This window comes from Lentzea sp. NPDC036955 (genome assembly GCF_055608005.1).
The window spans coordinates 633,245-659,232 of sequence record NZ_JBVJRC010000005.1; the positions used below are offsets into that span (position 1 = coordinate 633,245).

28 protein-coding genes are annotated in these 25,988 nt (G+C 69.7%); 18 read left to right on the forward strand and 10 right to left on the reverse strand.

All coding sequences use genetic code 11. The features are described from left to right. Positions 1-140 precede the first annotated feature (140 nt). From argS to rho, 6 genes are all read left to right on the forward strand, one after another. Positions 141-1,769: an arginine--tRNA ligase gene (argS, locus tag ACZ7CF_RS20260; protein ID WP_458430475.1), complete on the forward strand. Its 1,629-nt coding sequence runs from the start codon at positions 141-143 to the stop codon at positions 1,767-1,769. Then, positions 1,769-3,187, forward strand: a complete 1,419-nt coding sequence (gene lysA, locus ACZ7CF_RS20265; RefSeq protein WP_470370263.1) for a diaminopimelate decarboxylase — start codon at positions 1,769-1,771, stop codon at positions 3,185-3,187. The genes argS and lysA overlap by 1 nt, the downstream gene beginning before the upstream one ends. 3 nt (positions 3,188-3,190) lie before the next feature. Next, positions 3,191-4,492 (forward strand): homoserine dehydrogenase, encoded by a 1,302-nt coding sequence (locus tag ACZ7CF_RS20270; protein ID WP_360395498.1) that lies wholly within the window; start codon positions 3,191-3,193, stop codon positions 4,490-4,492. Beyond that, positions 4,489-5,538, forward strand: coding sequence for a threonine synthase (gene thrC, locus ACZ7CF_RS20275; RefSeq protein WP_360395500.1), 1,050 nt, complete (start codon positions 4,489-4,491; stop codon positions 5,536-5,538). The genes ACZ7CF_RS20270 and thrC overlap by 4 nt, the downstream gene beginning before the upstream one ends. Beyond that, positions 5,535-6,380 (forward strand): homoserine kinase, encoded by an 846-nt coding sequence (thrB, locus tag ACZ7CF_RS20280; protein WP_470370264.1) that lies wholly within the window; start codon positions 5,535-5,537, stop codon positions 6,378-6,380. Before thrC ends, thrB begins: the two co-directional genes overlap by 4 nt. A gap of 321 nt (positions 6,381-6,701) precedes the next feature. After that, complete coding sequence (gene rho, locus ACZ7CF_RS20285; protein WP_470370265.1) at positions 6,702-8,750, forward strand: transcription termination factor Rho; 2,049 nt, start codon at positions 6,702-6,704, stop codon at positions 8,748-8,750. Positions 8,751-8,845: 95 nt separating this feature from the next. Here rho and ACZ7CF_RS20290 read toward each other — a convergent pair whose 3' ends face one another. Continuing rightward, positions 8,846-9,232, reverse strand: a complete 387-nt coding sequence (locus ACZ7CF_RS20290; protein ID WP_458430478.1) for a hypothetical protein — start codon at positions 9,230-9,232, stop codon at positions 8,846-8,848. Between the two features lie 255 nt (positions 9,233-9,487). On the opposite strand from ACZ7CF_RS20290, the gene rpmE reads away from it, so the two are divergent. From rpmE to prmC, 5 genes are all read left to right on the forward strand, one after another. Next, positions 9,488-9,700 (forward strand): 50S ribosomal protein L31, encoded by a 213-nt coding sequence (gene rpmE / locus ACZ7CF_RS20295; RefSeq protein WP_065916458.1) that lies wholly within the window; start codon positions 9,488-9,490, stop codon positions 9,698-9,700. An 87-nt stretch (positions 9,701-9,787) separates the two neighbouring features. Then, entirely contained in the window at positions 9,788-10,852 is a 1,065-nt protein-coding gene (gene prfA, locus ACZ7CF_RS20300; RefSeq protein WP_360395506.1) for a peptide chain release factor 1, read from the forward strand. Positions 10,853-10,874: 22 nt separating this feature from the next. Continuing rightward, on the forward strand, positions 10,875-12,083 hold the full coding sequence (locus ACZ7CF_RS20305) for an acyl-CoA thioesterase/bile acid-CoA:amino acid N-acyltransferase family protein (RefSeq protein WP_360395508.1): 1,209 nt from the start codon (positions 10,875-10,877) through the stop codon (positions 12,081-12,083). A 9-nt stretch (positions 12,084-12,092) separates the two neighbouring features. Next, positions 12,093-13,478: a dihydrolipoyl dehydrogenase gene (gene lpdA, locus ACZ7CF_RS20310; protein WP_360395510.1), complete on the forward strand. Its 1,386-nt coding sequence runs from the start codon at positions 12,093-12,095 to the stop codon at positions 13,476-13,478. Between the two features lie 27 nt (positions 13,479-13,505). Further along, the gene (prmC, locus tag ACZ7CF_RS20315; protein WP_470370290.1) at positions 13,506-14,372 is read left to right on the forward strand and encodes a peptide chain release factor N(5)-glutamine methyltransferase; all 867 of its coding nucleotides are present in this window, start codon (positions 13,506-13,508) and stop codon (positions 14,370-14,372) included. Between the two features lie 158 nt (positions 14,373-14,530). Here prmC and ACZ7CF_RS20320 read toward each other — a convergent pair whose 3' ends face one another. The 9 genes from ACZ7CF_RS20320 to ACZ7CF_RS20360 form a co-directional block, all read right to left on the reverse strand. Continuing rightward, on the reverse strand, positions 14,531-15,031 hold the full coding sequence (locus tag ACZ7CF_RS20320; RefSeq protein WP_360395512.1) for a hypothetical protein: 501 nt from the start codon (positions 15,029-15,031) through the stop codon (positions 14,531-14,533). Continuing rightward, a complete protein-coding gene (locus ACZ7CF_RS20325; protein ID WP_470370266.1) occupies positions 15,028-15,537 on the reverse strand; it encodes a hypothetical protein in 510 nt (169 codons plus the stop codon). Before ACZ7CF_RS20325 ends, ACZ7CF_RS20320 begins: the two co-directional genes overlap by 4 nt. 65 nt (positions 15,538-15,602) lie before the next feature. Then, on the reverse strand, positions 15,603-16,835 hold the full coding sequence (locus ACZ7CF_RS20330; RefSeq protein ID WP_360395516.1) for a hypothetical protein: 1,233 nt from the start codon (positions 16,833-16,835) through the stop codon (positions 15,603-15,605). Further along, a complete protein-coding gene (locus ACZ7CF_RS20335; protein WP_470370267.1) occupies positions 16,832-17,134 on the reverse strand; it encodes a type VII secretion target in 303 nt (100 codons plus the stop codon). Before ACZ7CF_RS20335 ends, ACZ7CF_RS20330 begins: the two co-directional genes overlap by 4 nt. Beyond that, positions 17,131-17,613 carry a YbaB/EbfC family nucleoid-associated protein gene (locus tag ACZ7CF_RS20340; protein ID WP_360395519.1) on the reverse strand — a complete coding sequence of 161 codons (483 nt, stop codon included), beginning with the start codon at positions 17,611-17,613 and terminating at the stop codon, positions 17,131-17,133. The genes ACZ7CF_RS20335 and ACZ7CF_RS20340 overlap by 4 nt, the downstream gene beginning before the upstream one ends. Then, the gene (locus ACZ7CF_RS20345) at positions 17,610-18,365 is read right to left on the reverse strand and encodes an ESX secretion-associated protein EspG (protein WP_360395521.1); all 756 of its coding nucleotides are present in this window, start codon (positions 18,363-18,365) and stop codon (positions 17,610-17,612) included. The genes ACZ7CF_RS20340 and ACZ7CF_RS20345 overlap by 4 nt, the downstream gene beginning before the upstream one ends. Next, complete coding sequence (locus ACZ7CF_RS20350) at positions 18,362-19,573, reverse strand: hypothetical protein (protein ID WP_470370268.1); 1,212 nt, start codon at positions 19,571-19,573, stop codon at positions 18,362-18,364. The genes ACZ7CF_RS20345 and ACZ7CF_RS20350 overlap by 4 nt, the downstream gene beginning before the upstream one ends. An 87-nt stretch (positions 19,574-19,660) precedes the next feature. Next, the gene (locus ACZ7CF_RS20355; RefSeq protein ID WP_470370269.1) at positions 19,661-20,197 is read right to left on the reverse strand and encodes a DUF3558 domain-containing protein; all 537 of its coding nucleotides are present in this window, start codon (positions 20,195-20,197) and stop codon (positions 19,661-19,663) included. Continuing rightward, positions 20,194-20,640 carry a hypothetical protein gene (locus ACZ7CF_RS20360; RefSeq protein ID WP_458430487.1) on the reverse strand — a complete coding sequence of 149 codons (447 nt, stop codon included), beginning with the start codon at positions 20,638-20,640 and terminating at the stop codon, positions 20,194-20,196. Before ACZ7CF_RS20360 ends, ACZ7CF_RS20355 begins: the two co-directional genes overlap by 4 nt. 254 nt (positions 20,641-20,894) lie before the next feature. Here ACZ7CF_RS20360 and ACZ7CF_RS20365 point away from each other — a divergent pair, with 254 nt between their 5' ends. The 7 genes from ACZ7CF_RS20365 (at position 20,895) to ACZ7CF_RS20395 (ending at position 25,943) form a co-directional block, all read left to right on the forward strand. Continuing rightward, on the forward strand, positions 20,895-21,545 hold the full coding sequence (locus ACZ7CF_RS20365; protein ID WP_360395529.1) for an L-threonylcarbamoyladenylate synthase: 651 nt from the start codon (positions 20,895-20,897) through the stop codon (positions 21,543-21,545). A gap of 96 nt (positions 21,546-21,641) precedes the next feature. Beyond that, a complete protein-coding gene (locus tag ACZ7CF_RS20370; protein ID WP_360395531.1) occupies positions 21,642-22,778 on the forward strand; it encodes a glycosyltransferase family 4 protein in 1,137 nt (378 codons plus the stop codon). Positions 22,779-22,836: 58 nt separating this feature from the next. Beyond that, positions 22,837-23,283 carry a hypothetical protein gene (locus tag ACZ7CF_RS20375; protein ID WP_458430488.1) on the forward strand — a complete coding sequence of 149 codons (447 nt, stop codon included), beginning with the start codon at positions 22,837-22,839 and terminating at the stop codon, positions 23,281-23,283. Positions 23,284-23,444: 161 nt separating this feature from the next. Continuing rightward, positions 23,445-24,209 (forward strand): F0F1 ATP synthase subunit A, encoded by a 765-nt coding sequence (gene atpB / locus ACZ7CF_RS20380; protein WP_470370291.1) that lies wholly within the window; start codon positions 23,445-23,447, stop codon positions 24,207-24,209. 64 nt (positions 24,210-24,273) lie between these two features. Continuing rightward, complete coding sequence (locus tag ACZ7CF_RS20385) at positions 24,274-24,525, forward strand: ATP synthase subunit c family protein (protein ID WP_360395537.1); 252 nt, start codon at positions 24,274-24,276, stop codon at positions 24,523-24,525. A 41-nt stretch (positions 24,526-24,566) separates the two neighbouring features. Beyond that, a complete protein-coding gene (locus ACZ7CF_RS20390; RefSeq protein WP_360395675.1) occupies positions 24,567-25,109 on the forward strand; it encodes a F0F1 ATP synthase subunit B in 543 nt (180 codons plus the stop codon). A gap of 9 nt (positions 25,110-25,118) precedes the next feature. Then, positions 25,119-25,943, forward strand: coding sequence for a F0F1 ATP synthase subunit delta (locus ACZ7CF_RS20395; protein WP_470370270.1), 825 nt, complete (start codon positions 25,119-25,121; stop codon positions 25,941-25,943). Positions 25,944-25,988 lie beyond the last annotated feature (45 nt).

A 25,988-nucleotide genomic window follows, 5' to 3' on the forward strand; every position in this document is an offset into this window, starting at 1 on the left:
GGCGCCAGTGTAGGGACAACGTGTCTGGTCACTGTCAGGGCAGTGCGATACCACGTGCGCGTTAACACTTGCCGTCTCACCCTCCGAGACCCGGTAACCCGGTCGAGACCTGCGACAACGCTTCTCTAGACTCATCGTTCGTGACCCCTGACGCGCTCGCCGATCTGGTTCGGACCACGGTTGCCCGGCTGCTCTCCGAACGAGGCCTGGACACCGCCGCCGCGCCCGCACAGGTCACGGTCGAGCGACCCCGCAACCCCGAGCACGGCGACTACGCCACGAACGTGGCGCTGCAACTGGCCAAGAAGGTCGGAGTGAACCCGCGCGACCTCGCCACGTGGCTCGCCGAGGCCCTGCGCACCCAGTCCGCCATCGCGCGGGCCGACGTCGCCGGACCGGGTTTCCTGAACCTCACCATCGCCACCGAGGCCCAGGGCGCGATCGTCGAGGACGCGCTGCGCGACGGCTACGGCACCGGCGACGAGCTCAAGGGCAAGCGGATCAACCTGGAGTTCGTCTCCGCGAACCCGACCGGCCCCATCCACCTGGGTGGCGCGCGCTGGGCGGCCGTGGGCGACGCGCTCGGCCGGATCCTGCGGGCCCGCGGCGGCGAGGTCACCCGCGAGTACTACTTCAACGACGCCGGCGCGCAGATCGACCGGTTCGTCCGGTCGCTGATCGCCGCCGCGAAGGGCGAGCCCGCGCCCGAGGACGGCTACGCGGGCACGTACGTGAGCGACATCGCCGCCGAGGTGCTGCGCCGCGAGCCGGGTGCGCTCACCGACCCCGAGACGGTGCGCGAGGTCGGCGTCGGGCTCATGTTCGACGAGATCAAGCGCAGCCTGCACGAGTTCGGCACCGACTTCGACGTCTACTTCCACGAGGACTCGCTGCACCGGAGCGGTCGCGTGGACGAGGCGGTCGCGAAGCTCAAGGCCACCGGCTCGCTGTACGAGGAGGACGGCGCCTGGTGGCTGCGCTCCACCGACTTCGGCGACGACAAGGACCGCGTCGTCATCAAGAGCGACGGCAACCCGGCCTACATCGCCGGTGACATCGCCTACCTCGTCGACAAGCGCGGCCGGGGCTTCGACCTGTGCATCTACATGCTCGGCGCCGACCACCACGGCTACGTCGCGCGCCTCAAGGCCGCGGCGGCCGCCCTGGGTGACGACCCGGACAGCGTCGAGGTGCTGATCGGCCAGCTCGTGAACCTCGTCAGCGAGGGCCAGCCGGTGCGCATGAGCAAGCGCGCGGGCACCGTCATCACGATGGAGGATCTGGTCGACGCGGTCGGCGTGGACGCCGCGCGCTACGCCATGGTCCGCTCGTCGGTCGACTCCGGCCTCGACATCGACCTCGACCTGCTGCGCAAGCACAGCAACGAGAACCCGGTCTACTACGTGCAGTACGCCCACGCGCGCACGTCGTCGATCCTGCGCAACGCCGGCGACCTCGGCATCACCCCCGGTGGGGACTTCGCGCTGCTCACCCACGAGCGCGAGGGTGACCTCATCCGCACCATCGGCGAGTTCCCGCGAGTGGTGGCCACCGCCGCCGAGCTGCGCGAACCGCACCGCGTCGCCCGCTACCTCGAAGAGCTCGCGGGCACGTACCACCGCTTCCAGCAGGACTGCCGCGTGCTCCCGCGCGGCGATGAGGAGACGACTCCGTTGCACCAGGTCAGGCTTCAGCTCGTCAACGCGACCAGGCGCGTGTTCGCCGCGGGCCTCGGCCTGCTCGGCGTGACCGCCCCGGAGCGCATGTGATGCGCGCGCACCCGGCCGGTCCCCGGCACGCCGACGTCCTCGTCCCCGGCAGCACCGCCGGCGACCGCCCCTCCACCGCCGACCAGCTCGACCACCTTCACCCGAACGTGTGGCCGCGCAACGCCGCCCGCAACGCCGACGGCGTCGTGGAGCTGGCGGGCGTGGACGTGCGCGGGCTCGCCGAGCAGTACGGCACCCCGCTGTTCGTCATGGACGAGCAGGACTTCCGCGCGCGCTGCCGCGAACACGCGGAGGCGTTCGGCGACCCGACGCTCGTGCACTACGCCTCCAAGGCGTTCCTGAGCGTGCAGATCGCGAAGTGGGTGGCCGAGGAAGGCCTCTCCATCGACGTCTGCAGCGGCGGCGAGCTCGCCATCGCGCTGCGGGCGGAGTTCCCGGCCGAGCGCATCGCGTTGCACGGCAACAACAAGAGCGTCGCCGAGCTGGTCGCCGCCGTCGAGGCGGGCGTCGGCGGGATCGTCGTCGACTCCTACCACGAGATCGCGCGACTCGACCAGATCGCACGCGACCGCGGTGTGGTGCAGCCGGTGCTGATCCGCGTCACGGTCGGCGTCGAGGCGCACACCCACGAGTTCATCGCGACCGCCCACGAGGACCAGAAGTTCGGCTTCTCGCTGTCCTCCGGCGACGCAGCCGAGGCCGTGCGCCGGGTGCTGAAGGCGAGCGGGCTCACGCTCGTCGGCCTGCACAGCCACATCGGCTCGCAGATCTTCGACGCCTCCGGCTTCGAGGTCGCCGCCCGCCGCGTCATCGGCCTGCTCGCGGAGATCCGCTCCGAGCACGGCGAGATCGGCTCGCTGACCACCGTCGACCTCGGCGGTGGCCTCGGCATCGCCTACACCCCGGACGACGACCCGCCCCCGCCGGCGGAGCTCGCGCGGCAGCTGCACAACATCGTGCAGAAGGAGTGCGAGCACAGCGGCCTGGAGATGCCCCGCATCGCGGTCGAGCCCGGCCGCGCGATCGTCGGCCCCGGCACGGTCACCGTGTACGAGGTCGGCACGATCAAGGACGTCGAGCTCGACGGTGGCGCGCGCCGCCGGTACGTGAGCGTCGACGGCGGCATGAGCGACAACATCCGCACCGCCCTGTACGACGCGGTCTACGACTGCAGGCTCGTGTCCAGGACCGCAGAGCCCGATGCGCGCGCCGTGCTCTGCCGCGTCGTGGGCAAGCACTGCGAGGCCGGCGACATCGTCGTGCGCGACTGCTGGCTGCCCGAGGACCTCGCGCCGGGCGACCTGGTGGCCGTCGCTGCGACGGGGGCCTACTGCTACTCGATGGCGAGCGGGTACAACCGACTCCCGAGGCCCGCGCTCGCCGCGGTGACCGACGGGGAGGCGCGGCTGCTGCTGCGCCGCGAGACCGAGGACGACCTGTTCCGTCTGGAGGTATGAACGGTGCCGGAAGCGAAACCCATCCGGGTCGCCTTGCTGGGATGTGGCACGGTGGGCACGGAAGTGGTCCGGCTGCTGACGGACCAGGCCGGCGACCTCGCCGCCCGCATCGGCGCGCCGATCGAGCTCGCCGGGATCGCGGTGCGCAGGCCGAACAAGCACCGCGAGGTGCCGGAGCACCTGCTCACGACGGACGCGTCCGCGCTGGTGAAGTCGGACGACGTGGACGTGGTCGTCGAGGTCATCGGCGGCATCGACCCCACCCGCGGGCTGCTGCTGGAGGCGCTGCACAACGGCAAGTCCGTCGTGACGGCGAACAAGGCGCTGCTGGCCGAGCACGGCTCCGACCTGTTCGAGGCCGCCGACGGCTCGGGCGCCGACCTGTACTTCGAGGCGGCCGTCGCGGGCGCGATCCCGTTGCTGCGCCCGTTGCGGGAGTCCCTGGCGGGTGACCGGATCACGCGTGTGATGGGCATCGTCAACGGCACGACGAACTTCATCCTGTCCGCGATGGACGCCACGGGCGCCGGCTACGCCGAGACGCTCGAGGAGGCCTCGCGGCTGGGCTACGCCGAGGCCGACCCGACCGCCGACGTCGACGGGTTCGACGCCGCGTCCAAGGCCGCGATCCTCGCGTCGCTGGCGTTCCACACGCGCGTGACGGCCGCGGACGTGTACCGGGAGGGCATCCGCCAGGTCAGCGCCGCCGACATCGCGGCGGCCAAGGGCCTGGGCCGCACGGTGAAGCTGCTCGCGATCTGCGAGCGCGTCGTCTCGCCGTCCGGTCAGGAGTCAGTCGCGGTTCGAGTGCACCCGGCCATGATCCCCAGGACGCACCCGCTGGCCTCGGTCAACGGCGCGTTCAACGCGGTGTTCGTCGAGGCCGACGCGGCGGGGGAGATGATGTTCTACGGGCAGGGCGCCGGTGGCGCCCCGACGGCGAGCGCGGTGCTCGGCGACCTGGTCGCCGTGGCGCGCAACAAGGTCGCGAGCGGACGCGGTCCGCGCGAGTCGGCCTACGCGGCGCTGCCGGCGCAGCCCATGGGCAACACGCCCACCCGCTACCACATCAGCCTCGACGTGGCGGACAAGGCGGGTGTCCTCTCGCAGGTCGCCGCCGTGTTCGCCGAGCACGACGTGAGCATCGCCGCGGTGCGCCAGGAGGGCCGGACAGAGGACGCCAGCCTGGTGATCGTCACGCACGCGGCGACCGACGCCGCGCTGCGGTCCACTGTGGACAAAGTCGGTGGCCTCCCCGTGGTGCGGGACGTCGTCAGCGTCATGAGGGTGGAGGGCGAAGAGTGAGCGCTAGAGCTGGCTGGCCCGGTCTCATCAACGCCTACCGGGACCGCATCGAGATCCCGGAGGGCGCGGAGGTCGTCACGCTGCACGAGGGCGGCACGCCGCTGGTGCACGCGCAGCGGCTGTCCGCGGCCACGGGCTGCGACGTGTGGGTGAAGGTCGAGGGCGCGAACCCGACCGGCTCGTTCAAGGACCGCGGCATGACCGTGGCCATGACGTACGCGCTGGCGTCCGGCCTGAAGGCCGTGATCTGCGCCTCCACCGGCAACACCTCGGCGTCCGCCGCGGCCTACGCGGCCAAGGCTGGCCTGACGGCGGCCGTGCTGGTGCCCAGCGGCAAGATCGCGATGGGCAAGCTCGCCCAAGCCGTGATGCACGGCGCGCGGATCCTGCAGATCGACGGCAACTTCGACGACTGCCTGGAGCTCGCCTCCAAGACCGCGGCCGAGTACCCGGTCACGCTGGTGAACTCGGTCAACCCGGTGCGCCTCGTCGGGCAGCAGACCGCCGCGTGGGAGGTCTGCGACGTGCTCGGCCAGGCCCCGGACGTGCACTGCCTGCCGGTCGGCAACGCGGGCAACATCACCGCGTACTGGAAGGGCTACACGTCCTACGACCGGGGCCTGCCGAAGATGTTCGGCTTCCAGGCCGCCGGTGCCGCACCGCTCGTGAGCGGTGCGCCGGTGCCGAACCCGGAGACCATCGCGACCGCCATCCGGATCGGGTCGCCGGCCTCCTGGACCGGCGCGGTCAACGCCCGTGACGAGTCGGGCGGCCTCATCGACGCGGTCACCGACGAGCAGATCCTCTCCGCCTACCGGCTGCTGGCCTCGTCCGAGGGCATCTTCGTGGAGCCCGCGTCGGCGGCGTCCATCGCCGGTCTGCTGAAGACCGCCGAGGACGGCCGGCTGCCGAAGGGCTCGACGGTTGTGTGCACCGTCACGGGACACGGCCTGAAGGACCCCGACACCGCGTTGCTCGGCACCACCGAGGTCGAGCCGGTCCCGGTCGACCCCGGTGCCGTGGCGCACGCGTTGGAGCTGGCGTGAGGTTCGTCGTCACCGTCCCCGCGTCGACCGCGAACCTCGGTTCGGGGTTCGACGCGCTGGGCATGGCCCTCGGCCTGTACGACGAGGTCGAGGTCACGGTCGCCGAGGGCCTCTCGGTGGTCGTGGAGGGCGCTGGATCGGGTGACGTCCCGCTCGACGAGTCGCACCTCGTCGTGCGGGCCGTCCGCGCCGCCGGCTACTCCGGTGGCCTTGCCCTGAAGTGCCACAACGTGATTCCGCACGCACGCGGGTTGGGCTCTTCGGCTGCCGCGATCGTGGCGGGTGTCGCAGCCGGCTTCACCCTGACGGGTCGCGAGCTGGACGCGGACGCGTTGCAGATCGCCGCCGAGTTCGAGGGGCACGCGGACAACGTCGCCGCCTCGCTCTACGGCGGTGTCGTCATCGCGTGGTCGGAGGGCGAGCGCTACCGTGCGGTCCGGGCGGACGCCGACGCACGGGTGCGGCCGGTCGTGCTGGTCCCGTCGAAGGAGTCGTCCACCAAGACCACCCGCGGCCTGCTTCCGGCCGAGGTGCCGCACGCTGACGCCGCGCACGCAGCGGGGCGGGCCGCCCTGGCGGTGCACGCGCTGACCTCGGACCCCTCGGTTCTCCTTGCCGCTACTGAGGATCGCCTCCACCAGAACTACCGCGAGCCCGCGTGGCCCGACACCGTTCGAGTGATCAACGATCTCCGCAAGCTCGGGGTTCCCGCCTGCGTGTCCGGTGCGGGACCCACCGTGATCGCGTTCGGGGACGTTCCGGACGAGGTCGACGTGCACGGCTTCGACGTGCGCAGACTCGACGTCGACGCCTCTGGCGTGCGCGTTCGTCCATTGGACTGACACGCCCGACCCCGGTTGTTGCACAGCGGAGGACCGGCGTCTACCCTCGGGGGCGATCAGTCACCGCGCGCACGGGCGCCGGTGTCGCGCCCGGACACTCGTTCCGGGTCGCAATCCTTTTGTGTTCTGGCTCTGTGCCGTGCGGGCGGGGCGGACGCAAAAGAGGCACCCGATCGCCGTGTGACCTGACAAAAGTCCCGTGCTTGCCGGAAGCGGTGTGTGCTTCCGTCTGCATCGGACTGACCGCCGTTCCCCAGTTGAAGCGGGAGGGCGGGTCCGCTGGGCCGCGTAGGAGGCGGGGCCTGGTCAGGAAGGACATGTGTGAGCAACACCGATTTGCTGAGCAGCGATGTCGCAGCTGCTTCTGGTTCTGGAGCCGAGGAGACCGCTCTGTCCACCCCTTCGAACGGCACGACGCCGCGCCGCCGCGCGGGTCTGTCCGGCATGGTGCTCGCCGAGCTGCGTGAGCTCGCCGGCCAGCTGGGCATCACCGGAACCGCTGGTCTGCGCAAGGGCGACCTGATCGCGGCCATCAAGGAGAAGCAGGGCTCCGGTGCCCCGGCCGCGAAAGCCGAGAAGCCGGCGCGGGCCCCCAAGCAGGCCGCTGAGAAGCCGGCTCCCGTCGCGGAGCAGCCGGTGGCCGAGAAGCCTGCCGAAAAGCCTGTTCAGCAGCAGCTCGAGGTAGCCGCGGAGAAGCCTGCCGCCGCTGCCGTCGACGCCGGAGCCGAGGACGGGGGTCGTTCCTCCGAGGAGGGCGGTCGCCGTGGCAACCGCCGCCGCCGTTCCGGCCGCGGTGGGGGCGGCGAGGTGGCCGAGGGCCAGCAGCAGCCGCAGGAGCAGCGCCAGGAGCGCGCTGAGCGCCCTGACCGGGGCGAACGCGCCGAGCGTTCCGACCGCGGTGAGCGTTCCGAACGTTCCGACCGCGCTGAGCGTTCCGACCGCAGTGAGCGTTCTGAACGCGGTGAGCGTTCCGAGCGCCAGGACCGTGGCGACCGCGGTGAGCGCGGCGACCGGGGCGAGCGGGGCGGCCGTGACCGCAACCGCGACCGCGGTGAGCGCGGCGACCGCGGTGACCGCGGTGACCGGGGCGACCGCAACGACCGCCAGGGCGGTGGCCAGCAGGACGACGACGGCGACGGCCGTCGTGGCCGCTTCCGCGACCGCCGCCGCCGCGGTGGCCGTGGCGAGGGCGTCGAGCGTCCTGACCGCGAGACCGAGGTGCGCGACGACGACGTCCTGCTGCCGGTCGCGGGCATCCTGGACGTGCTGGAGAACTACGCGTTCGTCCGCACGTCGGGCTACCTGGCCGGCTCGAACGACGTCTACGTCTCGCTGTCACTGGTCCGCAAGTACGGCCTGCGCCGCGGTGACGCCATCACCGGCGCCGTCCGCCAGCCGCGCGACGGCGAGCAGCAGCGCCAGAAGTTCAACCCGCTGGTCCGCGTCGACAAGATCAACGGCCTGGACCCGGACGAGGCGCGCAACCGCCCGGACTTCACCAAGCTGACGCCGCTCTACCCGAACGAGCGCCTGCGCCTGGAGACCGAGCCGCACATCCTCACCACCCGCGTCATCGACCTGGTGATGCCGATCGGCAAGGGCCAGCGCGCCCTGATCGTGTCGCCGCCGAAGGCCGGCAAGACCTCGGTGCTCCAGTCGATCGCGAACGCGATCACGAAGAACAACCCCGAGTGCCACCTGATGGTCGTCCTCGTCGACGAGCGTCCGGAAGAGGTCACCGACATGCAGCGCTCGGTGAAGGGCGAGGTCATCGCCTCGACCTTCGACCGCCCGCCGTCGGACCACACCACCATCTCCGAGCTCGCCATCGAGCGTGCGAAGCGACTGGTGGAGATGGGCCACGACGTGGTCGTGCTGCTCGACTCGATCACCCGCCTGGGCCGCGCCTACAACCTGGCTGCCCCGGCCTCCGGCCGCATCCTGTCCGGTGGTGTCGACTCGACGGCGCTGTACCCGCCGAAGCGGTTCCTCGGCGCTGCCCGCAACATCGAGGGCGGCGGCTCGCTGACCGTCATCGCGACGGCGCTGGTCGAGACCGGCTCCGCCGGTGACTCGGTCATCTTCGAGGAGTTCAAGGGCACCGGCAACGCCGAGCTCAAGCTCGACCGCAAGATCGCCGACAAGCGCACCTTCCCGGCCGTCGACGTCGACAGCTCGGGCACGCGCAAGGAAGAGCTGCTGCTCTCCCCGGACGAGATGGCGGTCACGCACAAGCTCCGCCGCGTGCTGCACGCCCTGGACGGCCAGCAGGCCATCGACCTGCTGCTCGACCGGCTCCGCAAGTCCCGCACCAACATCGAGTTCCTGATGCAGGTGGCGAAGACGACGCCGGGCGCCGAGCAGGACTGACCCGCGCGAGTTTCACGTGAAAAGGCCCCCGGTGCTGGTCACCGGGGCCTTTCCGCGTCTGTTCACTCGAATGCCGAACCACGTGCCGTCCGTGCTCAACGGCAGTTGGACGCGGCCGTTCCCTCGTCCTGCCGCAGCAGGCACTGCACGACCAGCCCCAGCAGCACCGGCACGCCGACGACCGCGGCACCCAGGGCCGAGACCTCGACGCCGCCCACGCCCACACCACCGGCGAGCACCGCGGCGAGCCAGGGCCACCGCACCCAGGTCCGCTGCCACCGGGACGCCCAGCGCACCCCGCGGGACACGGCAGCCGCGACCGCCACGCCGGCACCCCACACCACGGAGGACAGCGGCACGGTCCCGAAGGACGCGGTGACCAGCCCTGCCGACCCCATCAGGCCGAACACGGCTGCGGCGAACAGGAACGGCACGGCCAGCCACAGGCGCCAGCTCAGCTGCCGATCGACGGTGCAGAACACGGCACACAGTCTGATGGAATACGTCCAACAACGTGGAGCCGTATCCAGCCCAACGGCCACACCTTGCGCCGAACGGCGTACCAGTGAGGTTGAGCGGTTGTGACCTCAGGCACCCCGGGCCTGTCGTGGCCGTCGCGGGAACAACCGCGTTTTTGCACGTGTTGAACGGTCTGGCAAACTAAACGGTCGAGTCCGGCTCCGGTTCACCCGTTCACAAACTGGGACCCGGCGGCCATCCTTGAAAGGGACAAGATCTTGAAGACTGGCATCCACCCCGAGTACACGGTCACCGAGGTGACCTGCAGCTGCGGTAACAGCTTCACCACGCGCAGCACCACCGCGGCGTCCGAGGTTCGCGTCGAGATGTGCTCGAACTGCCACCCGTTCTACACGGGCAAGCAGCGCATCCTGGACACCGGCGGTCGCGTCGCGCGCTTCGAGGCGCGTTACGGCAAGCGCAACAAGTAGCTGCTTTCACGGCGCCTGACCTCGGCCACCCGGCCGGGGCGGGCGCCGTCGCCGTTTCCAGGCCACCCTGAACCGAAAGCAGGAGACGTGTCGCAGTCGCTGGACAGCTTGCTCGCCGAGTACGACGAGCTGGAGAAGAAGCTCGCCGATCCCTCCGTGCACGCTGACCAGGCGGGGGCGCGCAAGCTCGGCAAGCGCTACGCCGCGCTCGGGCCGATCGTGAAGGCGGCCAGGGAGATCGACCAGGCGAAGAGCGACCTGGAGGCGGCCAAGGAGCTCGCGAGCGAGGACCAGGCGTTCGCCGACGAGGCCAAGCAGATCGAGGAGCAGCTCCCCAAGATGGAGGAGAAGCTCACCGAGCTGCTGCTGCCGCGCGACCCGCACGACGCCGACGACGTGCTGCTGGAGATCAAGTCCGGTGAGGGCGGCGAGGAGAGCGCGCTGTTCGCGGGCGACCTGCTGCGCATGTACACGCGGTACGCCGAGCGCCAGGGCTGGAAGGTCGAGATGCTCGACGGCACCGACTCCGACCTGGGCGGGTTCAAGGACGTCACGGTGGCCATCAAGGCGAAGGCCACGACCCCCGACGGCGTCTGGAGCCGGCTCAAGTGGGAGGGCGGCGTGCACCGGGTGCAGCGCGTGCCCGTCACCGAGTCGCAGGGCCGCATCCACACCTCCGCCGCCGGCGTCCTGGTCTTCCCGGAGACCGAGGAGACCGCCGAGGTCGAGATCGACGAGAAGGACCTGCGCATCGACGTCTACCGGTCGAGCGGCAAGGGCGGCCAGTCGGTCAACACCACCGACTCCGCGGTGCGCATCACGCACCTGCCGAGCGGCATCGTCGTCTCCTGCCAGAACGAGCGCAGCCAGCTGCAGAACAAGGCGCGCGCCATGCAGGTCCTGCAGTCGCGCCTCGCCGCGCTCGCCGAGGAGCAGAAGGCGCAGGAGCAGAGCGACGCCCGCCGCACCCAGATCAGGACCGTCGACCGCAGCGAGCGGGTCCGGACCTACAACTTCCCCGAATCGCGCATCTCCGATCACCGGGTTGGGTACAAAGCGCATAACCTGGACCAGGTGCTCGACGGAGACCTGGACGCGGTGGTGGACGCACTCGCCGCCGCTGACCGGGCAGAACGGCTCGCAGGCGGGTAATCCGACGTGAGAGGGGCGCGGTGTGGCCGAGATCCTGGTGGACCCCGAGGCGGCGCCCCTCGACCAGCCGGTCGGCATCGTCGTCACGGGACTGCCGCCCGACGCCGAGGTCACCGTGCAGCTGTCCACGGGTGACCGCGCGTCCCACGGCGTCTTCCGCGCCGACGAACGCGGTGTCGTGGACCTGGCCCGGCACGCCCCGGTCGAGGGCACCTACACCGGTGTCGACGCGATGGGCCTGTTCTGGTCCCTCGAACGCACCGGCGGCAAGCCCGGTCCCACGTGCCTGTCCGTGGACGGCGCCGGCGAGGTCGAGCTGCGGCGGCTGGGGGTGCCCGAGGGCGTCGAACGCGTCGAGGTCCGCGAGAACGGTCTCGTGGGCACGCTGTTCGCCCCTGAGGCCGACGGTGGCGAGCTCCCCGGCGTGCTCGTGCTGGGCGGCTCCGAGGGCGGCCTGCACGAGACCGACGCGGCTCTCCTGGCCGCACACGGGTTCGTGACGTTCGCCCTCGGCTACTTCGGCGTGAAGGGCCTGCCGGACCACCTCGTCGACATCCCGCTGGAGTACTTCGGCAAGGCGATCGAGCACCTGGGCGAGCGCGCCGGTGCGGTCGGCGTCGTCGGCGGTTCCCGCGGCGGCGAGCTCGCGTTGCTGCTCGGCGCGACGTTCCCGCAGGTCAAGGCGGTCGTGAGCGTGGTGGGCAGCGGTGTGGTGACCCAGGGCATCGGTCCGGGCGCGAACCTGCTGCAGAAGCTGTCGCACGAGGCGGCGTCGTGGACGCACAGGGGTGAGCCGCTGCCGTACCTGCCCTACGACATCGGCGAGGAGCTGCGCGCCAGGATCGTCAACGACGAACCGGTGCCGCTCAGGCTCGCCTTCGACACCACCGACGGCGTGCCGGAGGACGCGGAGATCCGCGTCGAGGACATCGCCGGGGGTGTGTTGCTCATCTCGTCCGGCCACGACGACTCGTGGCCGTCGGCCGAGCTGAGCGAGGTCGCGCTGCGGCGGCTGAAGGACCACGACCACCCGTTCCCGTACGAGCACGTCGTGTATCCCGAGGCAGGACACCTGATCGCGGGCCCGCCGCACCGTCCCGCCACCGACGTGACCTATCCGGGACCCGGCGTCACCTTCTCGGGTGGTGGTGTTCCGCAGGCCACCGCGCACGCGCGGCGGGACGCGTGGAAACGGACCGTCGAGTTCTTGCAGGAGCAGCTCGGGACCTAGGGTGTGCTCATGAGCGCACACTTTGATGTCGTCGTCGTGGGTGCGGGTCCCGGCGGGTACGTCGCCGCGATCCGTGCGGCTCAGCTCGGGCTGAAGACCGCCATCGTCGAGGAGAAGTACTGGGGCGGCGTCTGCCTGAACGTCGGCTGCATCCCGTCGAAGGCGCTGCTGCGCAACGCCGAGCTCGCGCACCTCTTCACGCACGAGCAGAAGACGTTCGGCATCAAGGTCGACGGCACCGTCAGCTTCGACTACAGCGCGGCGTGGCAGCGCAGCCGCAAGGTCGCGGACGGGCGCGTCAAGGGCGTGCACTTCCTCATGAAGAAGAACGGCATCACCGAGTACAACGGGTGGGCCGACTTCACCGACGACCACACCCTGACCGTCGGGGACGAGACGATCACCTTCGGCCACGCGATCATCGCCGTGGGCGCCACGACCCGGATGCTGCCGAACACGCAGAAGTCCGACCGCGTCGTGACCTACGAAGAGCAGATCATGACCGAGGACCTGCCCGAGTCGATCATCATCGCCGGCGCGGGCGCCATCGGCGTCGAGTTCGCGTACGTCATGCACAACTACGGCGTGAAGGTCACCATCGTCGAGTTCCTCGACCGGATGGTGCCGCTCGAGGACGAAGAGGTGTCCGCCGAGCTGCTCAAGCGCTACAAGAAGCTGGGCGTCGACGTGCGCGTCGGCACGCGGGTCGAGTCGATCGACGAGTCGGGCGAGAAGGTCCGCGTCACCGTGTCGAAGAACGGTGCCGAGGAGGTCCTGGAAGCCGACAAGGTCATGCAGGCCATCGGGTTCGTGCCGCGCGTCGAGGGCTACGGCCTCGAGAAGACCGGTGTGCAGCTGACCGAGCGCGGCGCGATCGACATCGACGGCCGCGGCCGCACCAACGTGCCGCACATCTTCGCCATCGGCGACGTGACCGCGAAGCTGATGCTCGCGCACACCGCCGAGTCGATGGGCATCATCGCCGCCGAGACCATCGCGGGTGCCGAGACGATGGAGCTCGACTACGTGATGATCCCGCGGGCGACGTTCTGCCAGCCGCAGATCGCCTCCTTCGGCTACACCGAGAAGCAGGCCCGCGAGAAGGGCTTCGACGTCCAGGTCGCGAAGTTCCCGTTCACCGCGAACGGCAAGGCGCACGGCCTCGCCGAGCCCGGTGGCTTCGTGAAGCTGATCAGCGACGGCAAGCACGGCGAGCTGCTCGGCGGCCACATCATCGGCCCCGAGGCCACCGAGCTGCTGCCCGAGCTCACGCTGGCCCAGCAGTGGGACCTCACCGTCCACGAGGTCGCGCGCAACGTCCACGCGCACCCGACCCTCTCGGAAGCCGTCAAGGAAGCGGTGCACGGCCTGGCCGGGCACATGATCAACTTCTGAGGTAGCTTCTCCTCGATGTCCTCGACGATGAACCGGCAGCCGCTCCGCCTCGCGATCTCCGAGGCGGCCGAGGTCCTGGCCGAGGCGGGGGTGGACAGCCCCCGCGTCGACGCGGAGTACCTGGCCGCGCACGTGCTCGGGGTGGAGCGCGGGCGGCTGCCGCTCATCCCGCTGGTCGACCCGTCGGTGGTCGACCAGCTGCACAAGCTCGTCCGAACCCGCGCCGAGCGCATCCCGTTGCAGCACATCCTCGGCTGGGCGCCGATGGGCGCCATTTCCGTCGAGGTCGGGCCCGGGGTGTTCGTGCCGCGGCCGGAGACCGAGCTGCTGATGGAGTGGGCCCTGAAGACCGTGGCGGGAGTGCCCACCCCGGTGGTCATGGACCTCTGCACGGGCACGGGCGCCCTGGCGCTGTCGATCGCCGCAGCCCGCCCGGACGCCGTGGTGCACGCGGTGGAACTGGACCCGCAAGCGCTTGCGTGGACCCGCCGCAACGCCGACGCGCGGGCGGCAGCAGGCGACACCCCGATCCGGCTGCACCACGGCGACGCGACCGACCCGTCGCTGCTGCCCGACCTGGACGGCACGGTCGACCTGGTGGTGTGCAACCCGCCCTACGTCCCCGAGGGAACGCCGGTGCAACCCGAGGTGGGCGTGCACGACCCGCACCACGCGGTGTTCTCCGGCGCGGACGGCCTGGACGTGATCCGCCACGTCGTCTCGGCGGCCGCGCGGTGGCTGCGCCCCGGCGGTTCCGTCGGCATCGAGCACGACGACACGCAGGGCGAGTCGGTGCCGGCACTGCTGTCGGCACGCCGGGTGCTGACCGACGTCGCCGACCACACCGACCTGGCGGGCCGGCCTCGCTTCGCGACCGCTCGCAGGGTTTCCTAGAGCCTGCCCGCTTCCGGCGCGGGAGACTTCTCCGAGTTGCCAAATGCTGGCCAATAAGTAGCCGTTCGCTCTTGCCGGGGTTGAACGGTCGTATGTTTTCCCGTGGGGAGGGCACACGGTCACGCGCTGGAGCGATCTTGCGCGTGACCGTGTCTTAGCTACAGGAAGTCGTTGCGGATCTTTTGCTTGTTGGGTGCTCGCGGTTCTCTTCGGGGCCAGCGCAGCACCATCAGGACGAACGCGACCGCGGTCGTTGCGGCGGTCGGCACACCTGGCTGGTTGACCTTGCCGCTCGACGGCGTGTGCACCTCGACCCGGTGAGCGCCGCACGCGAGGCTGTTGCTGTAGCTGGTCGGCGAGCGGCGCCCCACGTGCGTGTTGACCGCGGTGACCGCCCAGCTCGCTTTCTCACCGAAGACCGTGAGCCACAGGGAATGCCCGCCGGTGCCGCTGAGCGCGGCGACGACGAGAACCGCGATCGGCGCCGCCAGCACGGCCGTGGTGCCCGGCCTGGCCTTCGCCATCAGGTAGCCGGACAGCGGCAGGCTCAGGACCACGATGAGCACCGCGAAGAGCGCTTCGGGGACCGGGAGGGCGATCACGAAACCCGCGATGACGACGCCGAGCAGGACGACGCACAACGCGACGACGGGTTTCACGGTTCGCGGACGGGGCGCCGGGCCACGAAGGCGATGAAGGCGGCGTTGACGAGCAGCCCCAGCGGGAACAGCAGGGAGTGGCCCAGGTTCACCTTGGCCGTTTCGAGGTTGCTGACGAACCCGGTCCTGTCCACCACGACGCTGAGCCGCGCGCCCACGTCCGCTACCTCGTGGCCCGTGGTGGGCCGGTAGGACAGCTGCCGGCCGCCGCAGTCGAGCGTGTTGCTGTAGGTGGTGGGGCTTCGGGTGTGCTTGTGGCTCTGCACCTCGACGACGTTGCACCGCACCGTTTCGCCGAACGCGCTGAGCCACAGCGAGTGACCGCCGATGTTGCCGAGTACGAGGCTGGCGAAGAAGAGCGCCATCGCGGGGACGACCACCCACCGCCCGCCGTTCGGCCGGTAGCTCGCCAGGGACCAGACGTAGCCGAAGAAGGCCGCGATGCCGAGGACCACCAGCGGGATCGCCCAGAGACCGCCCGCGTTGGCGGTGAAGCTCAGAACCATGAGCGCCGTGATGCTGAGTGCTGCGAGAAGGACCTTCTTCGGCTGGGCCGGCGGTCGCACCGTCGTCACTCGCTCAGTGATCCGTGCTGCCGTGGGAACGGTTTCCTGCCCTCGTTCTCCAGCTCGTCGTACTTCGCCCACTCCCGGAGGTGGTCCGCCGTCGCCTTGGTGACCCACCCTCCGTCGGTGACACTTGGCACCGAGTGGGGCGTCACGGTTCCGTCAGCGCGAGTGTGCGGCTTGTAGGGCGTGTACGTGCCGACCGCGTCCTGGAGCGGCTGTGGGAGCGGTTTGACCTTGTCGGCGTACGGTTCCTCGTACTTGGTCTTCCAGGTGTTGCCCGCGTTGGCGTACCCGTCGCTGAACTCCCGGCCAGCCTGGTTGAGCTTGTCCCCGGCCTCCGAGAGCGGGGGACGGCTGTTTCCCCAGTCCTGCAACCGCTTGCCGGAGTCCGCGAGTCCGTCCCCCCTGCCTGGGCCGGTTCTCGGCGCATCAGGAGTCCTGGGGCCACCACCTCTGCCGAACCGGCCAAGCCTCTTCAGGACGTCTCCGAGCTGGCCGAACAGGCCCTTCACGCGGCCCAGGACGCGGGTGACGAGCTTGACCAGCTTCGCGAGCTGCTGGGTGATCTTGCCGAGGACCACCGCGCCTCGTCCGACGGCCCACGCGGAGAACGCCCCGACGGAGCTGCCGAGTGACACGAACGAGGACGCGAGTGCGATGGCCGCGTTGCGGATGACCTCCCAGATGAACAGGGCGATGAGGTCCCTGATCATGCCGCGGATCGCTGCGGTGAGCGTGCCGGCCTTGGCGATCTCGGATGCCACGAAGGTGCACGTCTTCGCGACCGCTGCGATCTCACCGGACAGTTCACCCTGACTCTGGCGGAACTTCTCGGCGGCGGTGCCCTGTTCCCAGCAGAGGAGCTCGCTCTTCACCGCCGTGCCCTGCTGCTCACCGATGTTGTGGAGATCGGTCGCGACCTCGTTCCACGTCGTCACGGCGGATTTGATCTTGTCGCCGTTGCCCGCCAGCCAGTCCAAGGGCTCACGGAGGAAGCTGAGGTGCTCGATCAACCAACCGATGCCGGCGGTGGCCAGGGCGCCCACGGGGTCCATGTACGCACCGAGGGCATCGAGTGCCAGAGCACCCGCGTTCATGCCGAACTCGGCGAGATCGCCATCACCGAGCCGTTTCGCCGAGTCGATCGTCTGGGCCAGCGACTCGACCGGACCCGCACCTGCGTAGTTGTCAGGTGTTGCCCAGTCGTCGCCACCCTTCAACCCGGTCCAGGTCATCGTGGACCTCCGAACCGGTCCCGATTGACGTCCTCGTGCGACTCGTAGGTCTGGGCGGTGGCCGTGGTATCTGAGGAGGCGTTGCCGACAGCGGTGGCGAGCTCGCGGATCGCGGCGGTGGCGTCCTGAGCGAACTGCTGGGCGCCGGCGGCGAAGAACGAGAGCAGCTGGCCGAAGGTGTCCCCGCCGAGGTCGACCTGCGCCGACCTGGTGGCAGCGGCGTCCAGCGCGGCCTGGCGCTCGCGTTGGCCCTTGGCGAACTTGTGCAGCTCCGTGGGATCGACGCCGAAACCGGTCATCGGAGCACGCTTCCGAAACCGTCCTCGTCGTCCTCCGCAGGTCGCTGCGGCGAAGGCGGTGCGGGTTTCTGGGCGGGGGCGCTCCAGGAGACCTCGCGCATGACCTGACCCTCCTCCTGTGCCGGCGGCGGGTCCTCGTCCTCCTGCTGCGGGATGAAGCTGCGCAGGAAGTCCATGGCCTCCGTGCCGCCGAACTCCGGTTCCACGATGGACGCGACCTGCTCGGCGGCCTGGACCTGGGCCTTCTGCACGGTCTGCATGACGAGCTGGCCCAGCTGGACGTGGGTCAGCCGGGTGGCCGCCGGCGAGAACTCGATGTGCTGCAGGGCCCCGTTGGGCGCCACGCGGACGGTCACCGCCTCGTTGGGGGAGGTGACCGTGCTGCTGGCCTGCTGGATCTGCTCCTGCATCTGCTGGGAGCGGTGCTGGAGCTGCTGGGCCCGGGACTCCAGGTCCGCGATCATCCGCTCGGGGTTCACCGGTCGCTCGTCATCGCGAGGACCTGACCGAGGTGACGGGCAAGGCCCATGTTGTCCGCAGGCGAGATCGTGAACCACCCGGTGCGCAGCTGCACGTTGGCGTAGCGGCCGTTCTGGGTGTCGATCCAGGTGACCGGCGGGAAGTCGCGCTTGGTGCGGCCCTGGTCCAGCTGGACGAGGAAGTGGCCGTTGCCGAGTGCCGGACCGGCCAGCATCTGCTTGGCGAGGCGGACGTCCTCGTTCTCGGTCGCGCGGACGGCCTGGCGGAAGCCCTCCTGGTGCTGCTGCGGCTGGTTCTCGAAGGCCTGTGCCGGGACGGTGACCAGCTTGCCCTGGCCGGGGCGGCCCTGCGGCACGACGCCCGCGAGGCTCGTCGCGATCTCGTTGGGCTGCACCTGGTTCAGCGTCATCGTGGTGTCCTCTTGGGACACCAGCACGGCGTACCCGCCGCGCGCGACCACGCACGCCCGCACGAGCTTCTCCCGGCTCATGTCCGGCATGCACAGGGCGATGACGCGGAGCTCGGGACGCGCCAGCAGCCGCAGCGCGTCGTCGAGGTCCGGCTCCGGGCGGCCGCGGCGGGCGAGGCCGCGGCGTTCGAGGTCCTGGTGCACGGCCTTCTTGATGCGCTCGCGTTCGTCGAGCGTGTCGCCGTGCGACGGGATGTCGAAGGGATAGGGCAGGCTCCCCGCCCGCAGGTCCTCCCAGAGGACCTCGAACGCGGGCAGGGAGAGCTGCGCGATCTGCCTCATCCGCCGATCACCGGCGGCGCGACCATGCGGTCGTCGTCGAAGAACTCGTCGGTCGGGACGAGGTAGTTCGACTTGTGCTCCTTGTCCTCCGCACCCTGGCCCGCACCGGCACCCGCGCCACCGCCGGCACCCATGCCCGCAGCGCCGGCCGCGCCACCACGTCCCGCGGCACCCGCGCCCGCGGCACCGGTGCCCGCACCGCCGCCCATGACCCCTGCGCCGCCGCCGGGGTTGGCCGGGCCGAAGCTGCCCATGCCGCGGCCCGCACCGGCACCCACGCCGCTGCCGGGCCCGCCGATGCCGCCGGGACCCGTGCCGCGGCCACCACCGGCGCCGCCACCGGGGCCACCAAGGCCGCCGGGACCGCCTGGGCGCATGCCGGGACCGCCGCGCAGGGGCGGGCGGCCGGTCTGGTTGCCTCCGGGAGGCCGCACGCCGGGCGGGAGGATGCTGGGCGGGGTGCCGATCGGCGGGCGGTTCTGGTTGTTGCCGCCGTTCTGGTTCTGGTTGTTGTTGTTCGGCAGGTTCGGGTCGTTGACCTGAGGCGCCACCCACGACGCGTTGGTCGTGCCGTTGCCGGTGGAGGACGACGGCATGCCGGACATGCCCGTGGTGGCGGGCGGGCGGTAGACGTTGTTGCCCAGAGTGTTCTGGTTGTTGTTGTTATTGGTGCCCGGTGGCGTGATGCCCTGATCGTGGGTCACGACCGGGGTCGACTCCATTGTGGGCATCGACATGGCAGCAGCCATCATCGTGTTGTCGCGTTGCTGCATGACGCGCACAGCTTCTTCTTTGGCGTCCTGCTGTTTGTTGTGCGTCATGATCATGTCGATCGGCGCGCCCGCCATCATGATCGGGCTGATGAAGCCGCCCTTGTTCGTGAACCAGTCGCCCGCGATCTTCAACGGGTTGAACTCAACTGGCTCCGGCATGTTCGTGTTCGCCTGGACCGCGGCTTCGCGCTGCTGTCCGATGGCTTCCGAGGTGCGGGTGAAGCCCGCTCCGGTCGTGTCCGCGAACTTCCCGACCTTGCCGAGGGCACCTCGGACCGCATCCGCGGCCTGGCCGGTCCACCCCGCCTGCGAGCCGTTGACCAGAATGCTGAAGTCGGTCGCCAGGTTCTTGAACTGACTGCCCAGCTTCGCCCAGGCGTCGATCACCTGGTCCGCCGCTGTCGGGTGGTACTTGTCGTTGACCAGCCTCTTCATCTCTTCATGCGGCTGGCCCGGGTAGTTGGTGTTCGGATGTGGAACCGTGGGCGTGACGGGCGCCATTCGAATCCCCCTCGGGCGTCTTCAGGGCAGTTTCGGTGCGATCAGCTCGGCGGCTTTGGAGGACCGTTCACAAGCTGCTGCGGTGTCTTCCGAGCTGAGGCTCAACGTCCCGATCACGAGGACGGACGACGACTCGCTGACGGCGATCGCGATGGTGCAGGCGTTCTTCGCGCCGTCCTGCGCTTCGACCTTGGTCGCGTCGTACTTGCCCACCTTGGTCTGGGAGACCTTGTCCCCCTGGAGGTTGAGTTCCTTGACGCCCGACTCGGTGCGGATGCCGGCTCGGACGCCACCGTTGCCGCTGGCGTTCCAGGCACACCCGTCCGAGGTGCCGACCTGCGAGGCCTTGCCGGGGAAGGGCAGACCCAGGCTCGTGGCATCGGATTGGGTGAGCAGGTCGCACGGCTTGAGCGCTTCCAGACCCGATGCCGAGGCGGACTCGCTCGTCGGCGTCGAACTGCCGCTGGTCGGCGTCGGGTTGGCGTTGCCGGAAGTGCCGGTGCAACCGGCAGCGAGCACGGCGAGGCCGACCGTTGTCGCGATGAGAATGCGCTTCATGACTTCCCGTCGAGTTTCTTGAGTGCGTCCGCGTGTGCCTGGTCGACGCCTTGGTAGGACGCGCGGCTCTTGTCGATCTGCGTCTTCAGGTCGTCGATCGCCTTGTAGACGTCTTTGAGCGTCTTCTGGGCCTCGGTGCCGAAGGTCCTGTTCCCCTGGCTGATCGCTTCGGCGTAGCCGCCGCCGAGCTTGGTGTCCGCACTGAGGTCCAGGGCGCTCTGCTGCAGTTCGCCGAGCGTGTCCTGCATGGCCGTCAACTTCTTGATCATGCTGTCGACCAGGTCCGGGTCGACGGAGAGCTGTTGGGTCTCCACCGCGATCGCGACAGCCCGGCCTGCGTCGACGATCGCGCTGAGGCCGCCCCCCAGGATGGCGTTCCACGAGCCGCTCGCGGCGTGGTCCGTGATGCTGGTGCCTCGTGTGAATGTTGCTTCTTCGGACACAGAAGCCGACCCTCCCCGATTGCGCTCTGTGGTCGGTCAATGACCATACAGCGGTGCCACCATTCGGTGGATGAGTTGAACTACTTACACCCGTTTGGGGCAAAACCGTGCCTGGTCAAAGCCGGTATGAGTGCTTCAAGTGAGAACAGCAGCGCAGCTTCGGTGGCATAAAGCGAGAAATGCGCGGTGCCACGGTCAGTGGTCGGTGGAGGGGGTCCGGCGGCGGGGTGGCTCACCTGGCTAGGCTCAGCCGGGTGAGCACGGTCTACGACTGCAGCGAACCTGACAACCGCGCGGCGGGGCTTGCCGCTGCCGCCGGCGCGGTGCGGAGTGGGCGGCTGGTCGTCATGCCGACCGACACCGTCTACGGGATCGGGTGTGACGCCTTCGACGCGGAGGCGGTCCGGGGGCTCTTGCAGGCCAAGGGGCGGGGGCCGGACATGCCGGTGCCGGTGCTGGTCGGGTCGTGGACGACGATCGACGGGCTGGTGCTGAGCGTGCCGCGGCAGGCGCGGGCGCTCATCGAGGCGTTCTGGCCGGGTGGGCTGAGCATCGTGTTGCCGCACGCGCCGAGCTTGGCGTGGGACCTGGGGCAGGCGCGGGGGACGGTCATGTTGCGGATGCCGTTGCACCCGGTGGCGTTGGAGCTGTTGCGGGACGTCGGGCCGATGGCGGTGTCCAGTGCCAACAAGTCCGGGTACGCGCCGGCGTCCAGTGCGCAGGAGGCGCGGGACCAGTTCGGGGACTCGGTGCCGGTCTTCCTCGACGGCGGGTTGAGCGGGGAGAACATCGCCTCCACCATCATCGACCTCACGGGGCCCGACGCGGTGATCCTGCGCGAGGGCGCGGTCTCCAAGGCCGACGTCGACGAGGTGCTCGGCGTCGAGGTCGAAGTCGCGCGCTGAGCGGCGGCTGACAGAATTGATCATGGCGCCGCGGGTACCGTGGCGGCCACCCCGAAGAAGACCCCTGAAGAAGACCCCGACCTGATTGGTAGGCCCGTGGGGCCCGCATCCTCGTTCGTATTGCCGGTGCGCGAGTACCTGCTCGTCGCGTTGACGGCTGCCATCGTGACGTTCTTGCTCGTCGGCCTGGTGCGCGCGCTTGCGTTCCGGGTTGGTGCGGTGGCGTATCCGCGTAAGCGCGATGTGCACGTGCAGCCGATGCCGCGCATGGGTGGCGTCGCCATCTACGGCGGTGTGCTCGGTGGCATGTTCCTCGCGCACCAGCTGCCGGTGCTTCGGGCGGCGTTCGACTTCTCCAACGACCCGTGGGGTGTCATCGTCGCGGGTGGTGTCATCGTGCTCGTGGGTGCGATCGACGACCGGTTCGAGCTCGACTCGCTGACCAAGCTCGCCGGTCAGGTCACGGCCGCGGGCATCCTCGTGCTCTTCGGCCTGCAGTGGATGCTCGCGTGGGTGCCGGGGCTCGGGGCCACGGTGTCCCTGGACCAGAACCAGGGCGCGCTGCTCACCGTGCTGCTCACCGTCACGATGATCAACGCGATGAACTTCGTCGACGGCCTGGACGGGCTCGCCGCCGGCATCGGGCTCATCGCGGCCGCCGCCACGTGCGTGTTCTCGGTCGGCATCCTCGTCGAGCGCGAAGGGGCCGTGGAGGCCTACCCGCCGGCGCTGATCGCCGCCGTGCTGGCCGGGGCGTGCCTGGGATTCCTGCCGCACAACTTCAACCCCGCGCGCATCTTCATGGGCGACTCCGGCTCGATGCTCATCGGCCTCATGCTCGCCGCCGCGACCACCAGCGCCTCCGGCAAGATCAACCCGTCCACCCGCAGCGCCGCCGACCTGCTCGGTCTGCTGTCGCCGCTGATCGTCGTCGCGGCCGTGCTGTTCGTGCCGGTGCTCGACCTGCTGATGGCCATCATCCGGCGCACGCGACGGGGCGAGAGCCCGTTCTCCCCGGACAAGATGCACCTGCACCACCGGTTGCTGGAGATCGGCCACTCACAACGGCGCGCGGTGCTGCTCATCTATTTGTGGGCGGGCGTGCTCGCGTTTGGGGCCGTAGCTCTGACGCTCTTCGACCCGGTCATCGTGGCGACCTGCTTCGTCATCGGGCTGGTCGTGACGTTCGTGGTCTCCGTCATTCCCCGGCTGCGCGAGGCCCGCAAGTCCTGAGGGATTGTCGAGGGGGCTGCCTGCACGTGCTGAAAAGCGGGTTCCTACACTTCGGGACATGAGCGACGCGGACAAGGCCGTCACGCACGAGCTGGTCGTCCAGCGGCTCGCCGGGGAAATGTTCCGCGCGGCCGCCTGGGCCGCGCTCGGCACCTTTCTCCTCGGCGTCGTCGTGTCAACTGTGATCTGGGGGACCGCGGGTCTCCACGGGTCGTTGATCGGCGGCGCGATCGCCATCCTCTCGAGCCTCGCGACGTTGTTGTTGATGCGCAAGACCGCCGCGCTCGATCCGATGTTCGTGATGGTCGCCGCACTCGGCGGATTCACGGGCAAGCTGATGGTGCTGCTGCTCGCGGTCATCCTGCTGCGCAACCAGGACTGGCTCGAACCCAAGGCACTCGGAATCACCCTGGTGGCGACGGTCCTGGTGACGTCGTACCTGGAGGCCAGGGCGTCCAAGCGCAGCCGCAGCCAGATGGTGGTCCCCGCCTCCGAAGGCGCCTAGACCTGCTGATATGGTCCGCGCAGGCCAGGGACACCCGATCGCAGGGGTGCCTCTGGTAGTCGCTTGCGAACCGTAAGGTACGTTAAGTCCAGATCGTGACGATTCCCCCGGCGGAGTGAACGCCGGCCGGGAGAACCGGAAGGAACACAGTGACCAAGTTGCTGGCTTCGGGGGGCGAGTTCGTCGCTCCCGGTGTGAAGGACTTCTTCCTCCCGCCGATCTTCGGCTCGGTCACGAAGCCGATGGTCCTGCTGGTGCTGTCGATCGTGATCATCGGCGTGTTCTTCGTCGCCGCGACGCGCAACATGAAGCTCGTTCCCGGCAAGTTCCAGTTCGCCGCCGAGTCGGTTTACGACTTCGGGCGCAACAACATCGCCAGGGAGCAGATCGGCGCGAAGGACTTCAAGCCCTTCATCCCGCTGATCCTCACGATCTTCACCTTCGTCCTGGTGAACAACCTGTTCGGGCTCATCCCGATCATCCAGTTCCCGACGATGTCGCACATCGGTTTCCCGCTCGCCGTTTCGTTGCTCGTCGTTTACCCGGTGTACCACTTCGTCGGGTTCAAGCGGCACGGCTTCGTGGGTTACTTGAAGCACCAGACGATTCCGCCGGGCGCGCCGTGGTTCGTACTGCCGCTGCTGATCCCGATCGAGTTCTTCCAGAAGTTCATCCTGAACCCGCTCACGCTGGCGATCCGAGTTTTCGCGGCCATGTTCGCGGGTCACCTCCTGCTGCTGGTGTTCACCCTGGCCGGTGAGTTCCTGCTGCTCAATGGCGGGCTGACCGTCATCGTGGCGCCGGTGTCCTTCGCCTTCGCCATCGCGCTGACCTTCCTGGAGGCACTGATCATGTGCCTGCAGGCCTACATCTTCGCGCTGCTGTCTGCCAGCTACATCGGCATGGCGCTGGCAGAAGAGCACTGAGAAACAGCACAAAGCCTCCGATCCGCGAACACTCGCGGACCGAGTTGGAAAGGGAACAGCAACAGTGAGCGCTCTCCAGATCGCCCAGGACGCCGTCAACATCAACCCGGGTCTTGCGGCCATCGGTTACGGCCTCGCCGCCATCGGCCCCGGCATCGGCGTCGGTCTGATCTTCTCCTCGGTCATCAGCGGCACCGCCCGCCAGCCCGAGGCCCGCGGCGTGCTGCTCAGCCTCGCGTGGACCACCTTCGCCATCGTCGAGGTCCTCGCGCTGATCGGCTTCGTCGTGTACTTCATCGCGACCGCCGGCGCCTGACCTAACCCTTCGACGCGTTAGGAGACGCCGTGTTCCACGCTTTGATCTTGGCCGCGGAGGACCCTGCGAAGGTCAACCCGGTCCTTCCGCACACCGCGGAGATCATCCTCGGGCTCGTCGCCTTCCTGCTCCTCCTCTTCGTCATCAAGAAGTTCGTGTCGCCGCGCTTCGAGGCGCTGTACGCGGAGCGGACGGCCAAGATCGAGGGTGGCATCGAGAAGGCGGAGCAGGCGCAGGCCAAGGCTCAGCAGATGCTCGAGCAGTACAAGGAGCAGCTGGCCGAGGCTCGCGCCGAGGCCGCTCGCATCCGCGACGACGCCAGGGCCGAGGGCCTGCAGATCGTCGAGGAGCTGCGTGAGCAGGCGCAGGCCGAGTCCGCCCGCATCGTGGCGCAGGGCCAGCACCAGCTGGACGCGCAGCGCGCCCAGATCGTCGCCGAGCTGCGCGCCGACCTCGGCCGCACCGCCGTCGAGCTGGCGAGCAAGGTCGTGGGCGAGTCCCTCGAGGACGAGACTCGCCGCCGCGGCACCGTCGACCGCTTCCTCAACGAGCTGGACGCCGTCGCGGCGCCCGCGGGCAAGTAGAGGCAGCCGATGACGTTGCATGCCGCAAGTCGTGAAGCTCTGGCAGCCGCGGAACTGCGGCTGCTGGAGCTCGCCGACGCTGCGTCCTCCCAGGAGCAGGCCAAGCTGGGCGAGGAGCTCTTCGCCGTGCTCGGCCTGCTGGTCGAGCAGCCGGCGTTGCGCCGCGCGCTCGCCGACGCCTCGTCCGAGCCCGGTGGCCGTGAGCAGCTCGTCCGCGGCCTGTTCGCGGGCAAGGTGGGCGACGGGACGCTGCAGGTGCTCGCCGCCGTCGTGACCGCGCGCTGGTCCAGCCCGCGCGAGCTCGTCGAGGGCGTCGAGTCGCTCGCCCGCACCGCACTGCTCGTGCGTGCGGAGGGTGACGGCCAGCTCGACTCGGTGGAGGACGAGCTGTTCCGGCTCGGCCGCATCGTGGCGGGTTCGCACGAGCTCGAGCTCCTGCTGGCGGACCCCGCGGGTACCGCCGACACCAAGGTCGCACTGGTCGGCTCCCTGATCGAGGGCAAGGTCGGCTCCGTCACCAAGACGCTGGTGGACCAGCTGGTCCGCAACCCGCGCGGGGTGCGCGTGGCGGACGGGCTCGCCGAGCTCGCCGACCTGGCGGCCAAGCGCCGTCAGCGTTCCGTGGCCCACGTGCGGTCCGCCGTGGAGCTGACCGCGGCACAGGTCGACCGCTTGACCGCGACGCTGACCACGATCTACTCGCGCCCGATCGCGCTGCACGTGGAGGTCGACCCCTCGCTGGGCGGCGGTCTCCAGATCAAGATCGGCGACGAGGTCATCGACGGAAGCGTCGCCGGCCGGTTGGCGGCACTGCGCCGCAATCTCGCCAGCTAGCCCCTGAGCCCTTTCCCAAGAACGAAGAAGTGAGAGCAGGAACGA